Below are 13,144 nucleotides of genomic sequence, written 5' to 3'. Positions count from 1 at the left end.
TCGGCCTCGCGGCGGCGGTTGCGGCGGTCCCGCTCGCGCGGCCGCTGCTGGGGCTGGTGTACGGACCTGCCTACGAGACGCTGGGCGCGGCCGCGGCCGTCCTGCTCGCGGCGGCCTGCGTCCGGGGGACGGTCCTCTGGTCGAAGGTCCTCCGCTCGCGCTCGGACGGCCCGGCGTCCGGCTGACCTGGGTCGCGCTCGACGGCGCGCTCGTGATGGCGACGCTGTTCCTCGGCACCCGCCTGACCTCGGGCGCCGGGCCGACGGCCCTGACGTACGGGTGGGGGGCCCTGGCCGTCGCCGTGACCGGCGCGGCCGCGTGGCTCGTCCTGCTCCGCCCGCTCGCGGAGCGGTCGTGACGGGCCGGTGCGGGCCTGCCGGGACGCGCCCCGGCCCGCAGGCGGCGCGGTTCGTCCTCGCGCTCGCGGCGGCGGCGCTCGCCTGGTTCGCCGGGGAGTACGGCGTGACGCCCGCGCGCGACGCGCTCGCCGGCGCGGCCCTGCTGCTGCTCCCGATCGACGTGCTCCCCGCCGTCCTCGTCCTGACCGTGCGGAACGGCGACGCGGCGGTGGGCGCGCTGTGCCCGAGCGACGTGGCGGCCCTGGTCTACCTGGCCCGGCTGACGCTGAGCATGCGGGTGCTGAGCCTGCGCGTCACCCCGTCGCGGGTCGCGCTGTCGATGTTCCTGTTGTGGGCGGCGGTCGTCACCGTCGGCGGGTACGGCGTGCTGACGGCCCTCGGCCGCGTCGCGGTCTACGCCGCCGTCGGCGTCGGGGTCACCCACCGCCCCCAGGGCAAGGCCTGCCTGTTCGCGGAGGTGGTCGGGCTGTCCCTGGTGGAGATCGCCTTCTACCTGCCGCACGTGCCCGCCCGGCTCTACGGCGTGGTCGTGAACGACCCCACACACGCCGGCGGCCTGTTCCTCGCGGCGCTGCTCGTGGTCGCGGTGTGGCGCGGCCCGGCGCCCGTCAGGGCCGTCCTGGCGGCGGTGCTGCTGTTCGGCATCGCGATGACCTACACGCGGGTGGTCTGGTTCGCCACGGCGGCGGCCGGCGCGGCGGCGCTGCTGCCGCGCCGGTGGTATGTCCCGCTGCTGCTGCCGCCGGCCGCGGGCGGCCTGCGGCTGCCGCTGGTGCCCTGGGTCACCTCGCTGTTCGGGCTGAACCGCCGGTCCGGCGACCTGCGGATGCGGAGCATCTCCGCCGGATGGCAGCTCTTCGTGGAGCGGCCCCTGTCGGGCCACGGATGGGCGTTCGCGACGGCGGCGCGCAGGTCCGGCCTGGCCGGCGCGGACGGGACCCCGGTCTACAACCTGTGGGTGTACATCGGCGTGTGCGCGGGCGTCGTCGGGGTGCTGCTGTTCCTGGCCTTCGCCGCCCTGCTCGCGCGGGAGGCGGCGGCCCGCGACCGGGTGGCGTACCTGTTCCTCACCGCCTCCCTGGCGATGGGCCTGACCGAGGCCTACCTCTACGGCGTGTCCCTGCTGGCCGCGCTGTTCTTCACGATGACCTCGGCACGGCCGGCCGCCTCCGCCGGTGGGCAAAGGACGGGCGACGTCTCGGTCATTCCCGCTGGTGTCGCGACGGACGCGGCGGACGGATCACTAGCGTCGGGCACGCCGGCATCGGTCGCCGGCACGCACGCGAAGGGGAGGTTGCCATGAGAAGGGTCGCCACGGCACGACGGTGGATCAGGCACGGCGGGGTGCGGCCGGTCGCCGCGGTCGCGGGCAGCTGGCTGGCCACCCGCCTCGCCCCCGACTGGGTGCACCGCAACGCCGCGCCGCCCCTGCACGACTTCGTCCGCCTCGGCGGGCCGCTCGCCACGTCAGGACGGGCGTTCGTGCGGCGGCTGGGCTGGTCGGACACCGAGCTGGACGCGGTCGCCCGCGAGTACCACGACGTGTCCTGCCGCCTCGCCGAGCAGTACGAGCGGACGGACCTGGCCTTCCCCGAGCGTTTCGGGGTGGAGACCGAGACCGGCTTCTTCCTCTACGCCTCGACGCGGCTGCTGCGCCCCTCCACGGTGGTGGAGACCGGCGTCGCCGACGGCCGCTCGTCCTTCCTCTTCCTCGCCGCCCTGGAGCGCAACGGGCACGGGACGCTGCACAGCTTCGACGTGAACCCGCGGGCAGGCGGCCTGATCCACGGGCACGACCGGTGGCGGCTGACGGTCAGCGACCGCACCGCGCCCGAGGCGGCCTTCGCCCGGGCGCTGCGCGGCATCGGCAGCGTCGACCTGTTCTTCCACGACGGCGACCACCGGTACATGGGCCAGCTCCTGGAGTACGAGCACGTCTGGCCGGCCATGCGCCCCGGAGGGCTGTTCGCCAGCGACGACGTGGACGTCAGCCGGGCCTTCATCGACTTCTGCCGGGCCCGCGGACGCCGTCCCGAGTTCCTCTTCGACAACCGGAAGATCACCGGGGCGATGCGGACGTGACGACCCCGGGCCGGATCCTCCCCGCGTCCGTCCTGGAGCCCATATATGCGGCATAGCGGGCATCGTCTCGACGGCCGCCGCGGACGCCGGCCAGGTCCGGCTGATGTGCGACGCGCTGGCGCACCGGGGGCCCGACGCGGCCGGCCACCACGAGGGCGGCAGGGCCGCGCTGGGCTCGCGGAGGCTGGCCGTCGTCGACGTGCCGGGAGGCGGTCAGCCCGTCTACAACGACGGCACGGTCGTGGCCGTGTTCCACGGCGAGCTGTACAACTTCCGGGAGCTGCGGGGGCGCCTGGCCGCCCGGGGGCACCGGTTCGCCTCGGACGGCGACACCGAGTGCCTGGTGCACGCCTACGAGGAGTTCGGGGACGACCTCGTCCACGAGCTGCACGGCATGTACGCGTTCGCCATCTGGGACGGGCGGCGCGAGCGGCTGCTGCTGGCGCGCGACCGGCTCGGCAAGAAGCCGCTCTACTGGCGGTCCGAAGGCGACTCGCTGGCCTTCGCCTCGGAGCTGAAGGCTCTGCTGCGCGGCCCGGTCGCCGCCGGGGAGGTCGACCCCGTCGCCCTGCACCACTACCTCACGTACGGCTACGTGCCGGCGCCCTGGTCGATCCACTGCGACGTGCGCAAGGTCCCGCCCGGTCACCTGCTCACCCGGCGGGCCGGTGAGACGGACGTCGCCCGCTACTGGCGGCTCGACTGCGCGCCGCGCCCCGCGGGGGACGAGGACGAGGAGGCCGAGCGGCTCAGGGTCGGGCTGCTCGACGCGACCCGGATGCGCATGGTGAGCGAGCGCCCGCTCGGGGCCTTCCTGTCCGGCGGCCTCGACTCGTCGGCGGTCGCGGCGGCCATGGCCCGGCAGTCGGCGGAGCCGGTGCGGACGTTCACCATCGGGTTCGACGACGACGACTTCGACGAGCGGCGGTACGCCCGCCTGGTCGCCCGCCGGTACGGCACCGAGCACCACGAGCTGGTCGTGACCCCGTCGGTGACCGACATGCTGCCGACCTTGTCGTGGCACTTCGACGAGCCGTTCGCGGATTCCTCGGCGATCCCGAGCCTCTACCTCGCCCGCATGAGCAGGAGCCACGTGACCGTCGTGCTGAACGGCGACGGGGGAGACGAGTGCCTGGGCGGCTACCGCGGTACGCCGCGATGGCCGCCCTCCGGCGCGTCCCCGTGCCGAGGGCCGCCGGGCCGCTGCTGGAGAGGGCAGGGGCCGCTCTCGCCGGGCGCGCCGGGCCCGCCTCGCGGCTGCGGGACGCCGGGCGGGTCGTCGAGCTCCTCGGGCTGCCGCCCTCCCGGCGGTACGCCCGCGTCATGTCGTGCTTCACCCCGGCGCGCAGCAGGCCGCGCCTTCGCGCCGTGGCTGCCGGCGCCGATCGTGGGGCGGCGCAAGAAGGGGTTCGGCGTGCCGCTCGCGGCGTGGCTGCGCACCGGCCTGCGCGAGCTGTCCCGGGACGTGCTCACCGACCACACGGCCCGCTCCCGCGGCCTGTTCCGGCCGGAGTCCGTCGAGCGGCTGCTGCGCGCCCACGAGGCCGGGCAGGACCACGGCCCTCGCATCTGGGCCCTCGTCCAGCTCGAACTCTGGTACCGGACGTACGCCTCCTAGCTTTTCCAAGACCTTATCCGCCACGGATGCGGGCCGCCGGGCGGCCGCGGCGCCGCTGCCTACGATGGCCGACCATGAGCGTTCTCGCGGTCGCCCGCAATGCCCTGCGTCCCGCGTACCTGCCGACCATGGCGCACAAGCTCTACCTGCGTGTACGGCACGGGCACGACCGGGAGAGACAGATGGCGACGGCCTGGGCCCGCGAGCGCGCGCAGGACCCGGCCATCTGGGGGAGGCGGGCCGACGAGACGCTGTGGCGGGAGGCCGAGCGGTTCGCGGCGGCCCTCGCGGAGCGGGCCGGGCCGGGCGTGGCCCGGGTGGCCGCGGCGGGCGTCGACCTCGGCGGCCCCGGCGGCGTCGAGCTGCTGTACTTCCTGACGCGCAGGCTCCGCCCGGCCACGGTCGTCGAGACGGGGGTGGCGGCGGGCTGGTCGACCTCGGCCATCCTCGGCGCCATGGCCGCCAACGGCCGTGGGCGCCTGCACTCCAGCGACTTCCCGCTGTTCCGGATCTCCGGCGCCGAGCGCTACATCGGCCACGTGGTCCCTGAGCACCTCAAGGACAGGTGGGCCCTCCACCTCAGGGGCGACCGCAGGAACCTGGAGCGGATCCTCACCCCCGGCCGGGTCGCCGGCCTCGTGCACTACGACTCCGACAAGACGCGGGCCGGCCGCGAGTACTTCCTCCGCAGGGTGGGCCCGCACCTCGCCCCCGGTCACGTCCTCGTGATGGACGACATCCAGGACGACATGGTGTTCCGCGAGTACGCCGCCCGGCAGGGCGGGTTCCGCGTCTTCGCCTACCAGGGCAAGTACATCGGCATGACCGGGCCCGGCCTGGCCGGCCTCGAGGACGGGTGCCGCCGTGACGCGTCCTGAGACGTCGGCGGCCCGCCACTGGCACGAGACGCTCCGCTGCCCGCGCTGCCGGGGCGGGCTGTGCCGGCTCTCGGCCGAGCTGCTGTGCTGCACCGCGTGCGGCGCCTCGTACCCGGTCGACCGCGGCGTGCCGAGGTTCGTCCCGGAGGACGGCTACGCCCGGTCGTTCGGCTACCAGTGGAACCGCCACCGGCTGACCCGGCTCGACTCGTTCACCGGCGTGCCCGTCTCCCGCGACCGGCTGCTGGCGGAGAGCGGGTGGCGGCCGGAGGACCTGCGCGGCGTCCGCGTGCTGGAGGCCGGGAGCGGCGCCGGGCGGTTCACCGAGGTGCTGTGCGAGATGGGCGCCCTGGTCACCTCGGTCGACATCTCCAGCGCCGTGCACGCGAACGCCGCCTCAAACGGCCGCTTCCCGAACCTGCGGCTCGTCCAGGCCAGCGTCTACGACCTGCCGTTCGAGGAGGAGTCGTTCGAGGTTCTGGTGTGCCTCGGCGTGGTGCAGCACACGCCCGACGTCGAGCGCGCCTTCAAGGCGCTGTTCCGCTGCCTGCGTCCCGGTGGCCGCTTCTGTGTGGACGTGTACGCCGCCCCGGTCGCCTACCCGCACCTGCGGCAGGTGCTGCGCCCGTTCACCAGGCGCATGCCGCCGGCCCGGCTGTACGCGCTGGTCGAGGCGGTCGTGCCGCGCCTGCTGCCGCTGGCGAGGAGGCTCGGGCGCACGCCGAAGGCGAGGCCGTACCTCACCCGGCTGGTGCCCGTGGCCACCCACGACCGCCTCGGGCTGACCGATCCGGCCACCCTGCTGGCCTGGTCGGTGCTCGACACCTTCGACTGGCTGTCGCCCCGGTACGAGAGGCCGCAGACCCGGCGCAGGCTGCGGCGGTGGGCGGCCGACCTCGGTCTGCGCGAGGTGGCCGTGGAGCGCCGCCGCGGACTCTACGTCGTCCGCGGCGTGAAGTAGCGCTAGACGGCGACGGCGCGGCCGGCGCGGACCGCGGCGACCCGGGCGGGCGCCTCGGCCCAGCGCTCCAGCAGGCCGACGAACTCGGCGGCCTGGGCCGGCCAGTCGAAGTGGTTCAGCGCCTCCATGTAACCGCGCGAGCCCATGGCCGCCCGCCGTTCGTGGTCCTGCCGCAGCCGCAGCACGGCCTGGGCGGCGGCCTCCACCACGTCGTCGACCTCGCCGAACGGCACGATGGTCCCGCAGTCGACCCGGCCGACCAGCGAGGCGGCCCGGTTCAGCGGGGTGGTGACGACCGGGATCCCGCGCGCCATGTACTCGATCACCTTGGTCGGGGTGGACTCCCGGTAGTTGGGCACGTCGTGCAGCAGCGACAGCCCGGCCAGGGCGCCCTCCGCCATGCGCAGCGCGTGCCGGTTGGGCACGTACCCGAACCAGTCGAGCAGCCCCTCCCGCTGGGCGTCCCGCAGCAGCGGCCGGACGCCGGCGTCGGCCGGACCGATGAGGTCGAGCCGGATGCCGTACGGCTTGAGCCGGCGGGCCAGCCGCACCATCTCGACCGCGCCCCTGGCCTCGGAGATGTGGCCGACGTACACGATCCGGTTGTCGCCGGGCGGCGGGGGCGGGGTCCGCGGGACGTACGTGTGGTTGGGCACCACCGGGTGGTCGCCCTCGAACCGGTCGCGGTAGGACTCCTCGGCGAGGATCAGGTGCAGCCGCCGCTCGGCGCGGCCCTCCATCGCCCGGATCAGCGGCGGGAGGACGCCGCGCAGGCCCTCGGGGAGGTACGCCTTGGCCTCCAGGGCGCCGGCCGTGTCCTCGTGGATGTCCCAGACGGTCGGCGGGCGCTTGTGGGGGAGTGCGAGCAGCAGCTCGATGTCGTGCACGAGCAGCAGGTCCGCGTCCTTCACGCCCCTGCGCAGGGCGGACCTGGCGGCCCTGAGCGCCCGGGCGCGGTGCAGGCCCACCGCCCGGGGCACGTCGATCGCCCGGACCTCCTGCTGCGGCGTCACGTTGCAGTGGGTGAACGGCGCGACGAAGGTCACCTCGTGTCCTGCGTCGAGCAGCGCCCGGATCTGTCGGTGCGTGATCCGCGCGTCCTCTGGATGATGGACGATCGTGCCGACACATACCCTCATAGAGGGAGGCTCGCCGCTCGGTCCGAAATGCCTGGATGCCTCCGGTGAATGGGTATCGAATAGCCGCTGAACTTCCGGGTCGCCGCCGCTACGCCGCCTGCTTGGCCGGCTCGCTCGGGCGGCGGTACAGCCAGGTCAGCCGGGGTTCGAGCAGCCACTTGAAGAGCGTCCGCGTGATCGGCATGCACAGCACGATCGCCAGCGCGAAACAGGCGCTCGCGATCGCGGCCACGCCCAGCGGGCCGTACAGCCAGGGCACGCTCAGCCAGCCCATCTCCTTGGCGATCAGCACCGGCACGCCGTGCAGGAGGTAGCAGTACAGCGTGCGGGTGCCGAGGTCGGAGAACCACGTCTGCCCCTTGGGCACCAGCGACATGACGGCCGCCGACATCGCGAGCGCCGCGCCGAGGAGGGCGACCCGCAGGGCCATGCCCTTCCACCAGACCAGGTGGAGGTCCTTGTAGCTGTTCTTGTAGTAGATCGGGCCGAGCTTGACCGAGTAGTTCTTCACCAGGTAGACGGCGGTCACCGCCGCGCCGATCAGCACGAGGGCCGACAGGACCATCACCCAGCGCCGCTTGAGGAAGTCGAACAGCCCCGGCCTGATCACCAGCCCGAGGACGAAGAACGGCATCAGGCCGAAGAAGCGGTCCATGCTGAAGTCGCCGCTGAGCTCGGAGAAGCCCGCGAACAGGTACACCGCGACCGAGATGAGGAACGGGAAGCGCATCCGCTTCCACACGGGCGTGGACAGCCGCCAGAACAGCAGGGCCAGCAGGTACCAGTTCAGCCAGGCCGGGTCGGTGATCGTGATGCTCCACTTGTGCCCGAGGGCGTAGCGGAGCGCGGCGTACCCGACCTCGACGACGACGTACGGCACGAGGAACGTGTCGACCAGCTTGTTGGTCTTCGCGTTGGAGTTCCAGAAGTTCCTGGACAGGTAGCCGCTGATCATCACGAACAGCGGCATGTGGAAGACGTAGATGAACAGGTACGCCGCCCGCGCCGAGTCGGCCGCGAGCGTCGGGACGAGCGAGTGCCCGATCGGCACCAGGGCGATCAGGAGGAACTTCGCGTTGTCCAGGTACGGGTCGCGCGGCCGCTTGGCCCGGGGCTGGGGCTCCGCCTCGGTCTCCGGCCGGTCCCACTGGCCGGGGTTCTCCGTCCTGGCCTGCTCGGGGACGGGCTCGGCGAACGGGTCGGCCGGCGGGCGTGCCGGGGCCTCCGCCCACGCCGGCAGCGGCATCGGCCGCGCGGCAGGGCCGTCGAACGCCTCGGCCTCCCCGGGGACCTCGTCCCGCCGCCAGGGGTCCCAGCGGCCGGGCGCTCCTACCGGGCCGTCGGCCCCGGGCCACTCCATCGGCGGGGCGGCCGGCGCGGGACCGTTCTGGAACGCCGCCGCGTCCGGGACGGACTGGGTTCCCGGGCGGTCCCGGCGGGAGCGGGAGGGCAGAGGCGAGGCACCGGTGCGCGGACCCCCGGCGAGGGGGCCGGGGACGTCCCCGGCGCCGGGCTCGCCGAAGGCGCGGGACCGGTCGAAGGCGCCGCGCCGCTCGGGGCCCGCGGGCTCCTCCGGGAGGCCCGGTCTGTCGACGGCGTCGCGCCGGCCGAAGGAGCCGGCCGCGTCGAAGGCGGCGGACCGGGGACGTGTGGGGTCCGCCGGGGGCCGCTGCCCGCCCGAGGAGCCGAAGTAGTCGAACCCCTCGGGGGTGGGAGCGTTCTCCGGCGCCTTGCCCAGGCCGCCGGCTCCCCGCCTGCGGGGCTGCCGTACGGGAAGGGGCGGCTTCTCCAGCCGTGCGGCGGCGTCGGCCGCCGGGGCGGCGTCGCCGGCGGCGGGGCCCGTTCCGCTCTCACCGGTTCCGGGGACGCCGTGGGACGCGCCGGCCGCGCCCTCGCGGGCTCCGGACGGGTGGCCGTCGGCCGCCGCGGCGTCCGTGCCCGGAGGCGGCCACTCGCCCGTTACGCGACCGATCACACCGGTGGGCGCCTCTTCGGCGTCTGCGTCGGCGTCGGGATCGGGGGTGACGCCTGGCCGCGGGACGGGGACCGGAGGGTGATGGCGGGTGTCACTCACGAGGGAAACGCTCAGCTATCTGTTCGGAGGCTCGGGGGGACGGCCGCGTCTCGCGACGCGTCGCGATCCGCTGCCGGGTCCTCTTCGGACACTAGCGAAGGCGCCCCGGCGCATCAGCCCGAACGGGCGAACAGGGCGCGTTCGCCAGATCACCCACCCTAACGTCCCCGTGAACGAATGTCGCCAGCGGGACCAAACGTAACCGATGTGACACCAGTTGGGATCATGAGTAAAACCGGGCCGGCCCGACATGGAACGGCCGGGGCCCTCCTTCGAGGAGCCCCGGCCCGTGACGTTCCGGCGGTCAGCTTGAACAGATGTTCGTGTCGGAGGTGACGGCGTTGTCGCCCACCTGAAGGGGGACCCGGACGCCCTGCCAGTCGGTCCCGACGACGAGCTGGATGGTCGGCCCGGGCACGCGGCCCTTGGGCGCGTCCGGCGGCGGCGAGGCCGGCGTGAACGGCGTCACGACCCCGGAGGCGACCTTGCCCGTGCCGGGGGTGACCGCGGTCAGCAGCTTGCCGGTGACGACCTTCGCGTAGTCCCAGCCCTGGCCGGTGTAGCGGACCATCGTCTTGGGCTGGTCGGTGCCGTCCGGCTTGCGGGCGTCGCCGACGCCGACGACCTTGAAGCCCTGGGCGGCCAGCGCCTCGGCCACCTCCCGGCCGCGGCCCGGCGTGTTGGTGCCGTTGAACACCTCGACCTTGACCTGCTGCGGCTTGGTGACGGTGGGCGCGCTCGGCTTGGCGCTCGCCGAGCCCGACGGGGTCGGCGCGGCCGTCGGCGTGACCTCGGTGTCGCTCCGGATCGCGTTGAACAGGTTGGTGGCGTCGGGCTGCTTCCACTGGACGCGGTTGTGGTCGGCCGCGTACGGCTCCCAGGGGACGGTGGTGGCCTTGAAGCCCTTGGCGCTCAGCTTCGACGCGCTCGACGCGATCTGCAGGAGCGTCTCCGTGTTGAGGCCGTCGTCCATCGTCACCGACTGGGCGGCCGCGGTGATGAACTCCCGCAGTCTGCCCACGTCGGTGAGCAGCGCCGTGCTGGTGGCCTTCTTCACGACCTGGGAGATGAACACCTGCTGGCGCTTGATGCGGGCGATGTCGCTGCCGTCGCCGAGCCCGTGCCGCAGGCGGACGTAGGCGAGGGCCTCCTCACCCTTCACGAGGTGCTTGCCCGCCGTGAGGTTGAGCTTGGACTGCTTGTCGTTCACGGCCTGCGGGAGGCAGATCTGGATGCCGCCCAGGGCGTTCACGATGTTCTTGAAGCCGGTGAAGTCGACCTTCACGAAGTGGTCGATGGGGATGTTCGTGAGGTTCTCGATCGTCCGCCGGGTGCAGATCATCCCGCCGTCCGAGAAGGCCGAGTTGATCATGCCCAGGTGCGGGGCGACGGTCACGTTCTGCGCGTTCCTGCAGCTGGGGATCATGACCATGGAGTCGCGCGGGAAGCTCAGCAGCGTGGCGCCGTCGCGGTTGGGCGACACGTGCAGCAACATGATCGTGTCGGTGCGCTCGCCGTCGTTCACGAGGTGCTGGCCGTACTTCTTGTTGGCCCCGGCCCGGCTGTCGGAGCCGACGAGCAGCACGTTGATCGCGCCCGTCGCGTTGACGGGCCGGTTCTTGTCCAGGTCGTCGGTGGATCGGGTCCGGTTGAACAGGCCGATCGTGTCCCGGTAGAACTTGTAGGCCGTGAGCGTCCCGATCACCAGGACGCAGGTCATCACGACGCCGATCCAGCCGGCCACTCCGAGCCCCCGGGAGGCGCCCCCGCCGCCGCGCCGCCGTCGCGGCGGGTCCTCGGGCGGGTCGTACCCGTCGCCGCCCGCCATCCTGCGCGGAGCGGTGGGCCCGTTGTAGTCGTCGGGGTAGACCGCGTCGTACCCGGCGGCCTGGCGCGTGTCGTAGCCCTGCTCGTCGTCGTCGCGCCTGCGCCGGCGGCGCCGCGACGGCTCCTCGGCCGCGAACTCGTCGTCGGCCGCGGGGTGGAGGCGGGTGTCGGCGTGGGCCTCGGAACGGCCGCGGCGCCGGGGGCGTCCCTCGTCGGGGAGGCCGGGGGCGAACTCGTGGGGCTCCTCGCGCGGCGGGCGCTGACGGCGGGGCTCCCGGGAGGGCGCGGGCGCCTGCCCGTGGCCGTCGTGCCCCTGGCCCGCCCTGCGGCGCCCGGTCGAGGCGTCGAACGGGTCGCCGTAGGAGCCGGAACGGGCGTCCCCGTACGTGCCCGGCCGGGTGTCGCCGTAGCCGCCGCGGCTGTCGGCGGGACCCCAGACCTTCTGGTCGGCCGGCGCGGGTCCCCGGTCGCGGGAGGAGACGCGCCTGCGCTCGCTCACCGGGCGTCCTTCGCGCGGAGGACCGCCGGTCGGGCGGGCGAACGGCGGGACAGGTTAGAGCCTCGCTCGCACACGTGCCCTCCTTGCCTGGCGACCGCCTGACGCGCACACGAGATTAGGTCACGTGGGCGCGGCGAGGGCCGCTAATGGTGGGATCCGGACCGCGCTCAGCGCCGCCGCACCCCCGATGATCCAGCGGCAGAGCATACTAAAACCCGGACATTTCAGGGTATGCGTATTACTTGAGCTTTACATTCTTTTCTCGGAGCCGGTTCACCGGGTTCCCCGGCCCGACGGCCAGAGCCGCGGCGAGACAGGCCAGCGGCACGACGGGAAGCACGTACCGGTAGTCGAACTGGGCCGTCGCCGGGGGCACGAGCAGCAGCGTCCAGGCGGCCACCCACGGGAGCCCCCACCGGCCGGCCGGCGGCACGGTCCCTTGCGGGGCGCCGCGCGCCTCTCGCCGCGCGAGCCCCCGGAGACCGCCACCCGCCTGCCTCCGGCGCGCGAGGAGACGGGCCGCGCCGGCCGACGGCGGCACGAGCAGCACCGCGAGCAGCAGCGTCCCGGGCAGGAACGCCACCCGCTGGTAGGCCCGCAGCATCCCGGCGTACGGCTCGGCGACGCCGACCGTGAGGGGGCCCTGCTCGTACCGCTCGGCGAACCGGGTGCCCACGACCGCCGGGTGGCGGCCCGGGGGCGGCGGAGGCGTGCGGGGGAACTCGTAGTAGCCGTACGTGTCCGGGTCCGGGTAGACCGGCCGGGTCCAGACGAACGACCGTCCCAGCTCGGTGAGCGTCGAGGCGGCGTAGTCGAGCGGCTGGCTGCGGATGGCCAGCGAGGCGAACCGCATGGCCAGCGAGTCGGTCTCCCGGGTGAACGTGATGCCGGGCAGGCGGACGAGGGGGGAGTCGAAGCTCCAGATGTACTCCTGGGAGGCCGGCCGCGCCGACGGGGGGCGCGGGTCGCACAGCACCCGCAGGTCCGCGGGCGGCCGCATCACCCCGCAGTCGGCGAAGGACATCGTCCGCGCGTAGAGGAACACCCCGTTCGACCCGATGAGGCCGATCCGCTGGTAGGTGGCGTAGAACCACCCGGCGTAGGCCCCGAGCGGCACCAGCGCGGCCAGCAGGAGCAGCCCCGCCCGCCGCGCCGGCCCCCGCCACCCGGTGCGCCCGTCGCGCAGGGCCCGCCACACGAGGAAGGCCGCGAACACGGCGACGAGCGGCAGGCCGACCGTGCGGGTGAGGGTGGCGGCGGCGAGGAGCACTCCGAGGGCCACCGCGCGCGGCCCCGACACCGGCCGCCGCAGCGCGGCCCACACGGCCGCCGTCACGAGGAACCCGAACAGCGGGTCGGAGACCAGCAGGTGCTCCAGCTCGACCTGGTAGGCGTCGAGGAGCACGGGCGCCGAGGCCAGGACGGCGGCCCAGCCCGCCGCGCCTCCGCGGCGCGCTGCCGCGTAGACCATCGCGCCGGTGAGCAGCCCGAGGACGTGCTGCGCCACCACGACCAGGGCGAAGCTGTGGAACGGCTCCAGCAGCCGCAGGAACATGGAGTATCCCGCCGGCCGCACGAGATCGGGCCGGGGACGCATGGCCGTGACGACGTACGTGTACGAGTCGGGGAACCAGAGCGCCGGCCGGTAGCCGGCCACGGCCACCAGCCGCAGGAGCGTCCCCAGTCCGAGGACCCCCAGGAACCACC

Annotated in this window: 11 protein-coding genes; 7 read left to right on the top strand and 4 right to left on the bottom strand. The window is 74.0% G+C overall.

Features of this window, described 5'->3' with window-relative positions; translation table 11 throughout:
• From MPTA5024_RS42515 to MPTA5024_RS23330, 7 genes are all read left to right on the top strand, one after another.
• A partial coding sequence (locus tag MPTA5024_RS42515) for a hypothetical protein (RefSeq protein ID WP_198167335.1) occupies positions 1–185 on the top strand: 185 nt, incomplete at its 5' end.
• 29 nt (positions 186–214) lie between these two features.
• Complete coding sequence (locus tag MPTA5024_RS42510; RefSeq protein WP_198167334.1) at positions 215–358, top strand: hypothetical protein; 144 nt, start codon at positions 215–217, stop codon at positions 356–358.
• Complete coding sequence (locus MPTA5024_RS23350) at positions 355–1,662, top strand: hypothetical protein (protein ID WP_036327996.1); 1,308 nt, start codon at positions 355–357, stop codon at positions 1,660–1,662. Before MPTA5024_RS42510 ends, MPTA5024_RS23350 begins: the two co-directional genes overlap by 4 nt.
• The gene (locus MPTA5024_RS23345) at positions 1,659–2,441 is read left to right on the top strand and encodes a class I SAM-dependent methyltransferase (protein ID WP_157099663.1); all 783 of its coding nucleotides are present in this window, start codon (positions 1,659–1,661) and stop codon (positions 2,439–2,441) included. Before MPTA5024_RS23350 ends, MPTA5024_RS23345 begins: the two co-directional genes overlap by 4 nt.
• Before the next feature lie 43 nt (positions 2,442–2,484).
• Positions 2,485–4,059, top strand: coding sequence for an asparagine synthase (glutamine-hydrolyzing) (gene asnB, locus MPTA5024_RS23340; RefSeq protein ID WP_063794753.1), 1,575 nt, complete (start codon positions 2,485–2,487; stop codon positions 4,057–4,059).
• A gap of 74 nt (positions 4,060–4,133) precedes the next feature.
• A complete protein-coding gene (locus MPTA5024_RS23335; protein ID WP_051458552.1) occupies positions 4,134–4,937 on the top strand; it encodes a class I SAM-dependent methyltransferase in 804 nt (267 codons plus the stop codon).
• Complete coding sequence (locus tag MPTA5024_RS23330) at positions 4,924–5,898, top strand: methyltransferase domain-containing protein (protein ID WP_051458551.1); 975 nt, start codon at positions 4,924–4,926, stop codon at positions 5,896–5,898. Before MPTA5024_RS23335 ends, MPTA5024_RS23330 begins: the two co-directional genes overlap by 14 nt.
• 2 nt (positions 5,899–5,900) lie before the next feature.
• Here the strand turns inward: MPTA5024_RS23330 and MPTA5024_RS23325 are convergent, their stop codons facing one another.
• From MPTA5024_RS23325 to MPTA5024_RS23310, 4 genes are all read right to left on the bottom strand, one after another.
• A complete protein-coding gene (locus tag MPTA5024_RS23325) occupies positions 5,901–7,037 on the bottom strand; it encodes a glycosyltransferase family 4 protein (protein ID WP_051458550.1) in 1,137 nt (378 codons plus the stop codon).
• Positions 7,038–7,125: 88 nt separating this feature from the next.
• Positions 7,126–9,012 (bottom strand): acyltransferase family protein, encoded by a 1,887-nt coding sequence (locus tag MPTA5024_RS39910; RefSeq protein WP_051458549.1) that lies wholly within the window; start codon positions 9,010–9,012, stop codon positions 7,126–7,128.
• 403 nt (positions 9,013–9,415) lie between these two features.
• Positions 9,416–11,437, bottom strand: coding sequence for an LCP family protein (locus tag MPTA5024_RS23315; protein WP_157099662.1), 2,022 nt, complete (start codon positions 11,435–11,437; stop codon positions 9,416–9,418).
• 238 nt (positions 11,438–11,675) lie between these two features.
• Positions 11,676–13,144: hypothetical protein (locus MPTA5024_RS23310; protein ID WP_063794772.1), on the bottom strand; the 1,469-nt coding region annotated here is incomplete at its 5' end.

Origin of the sequence: Microbispora sp. ATCC PTA-5024, from assembly GCF_000511135.2 — a bacterium.
Taxonomy (GTDB): Bacteria; Actinomycetota; Actinomycetes; order Streptosporangiales; family Streptosporangiaceae; genus Microbispora; species Microbispora corallina.
Note: the sequence above shows the minus strand (reverse complement) of the source record. Positions and strands in the feature narration are given on the sequence as shown.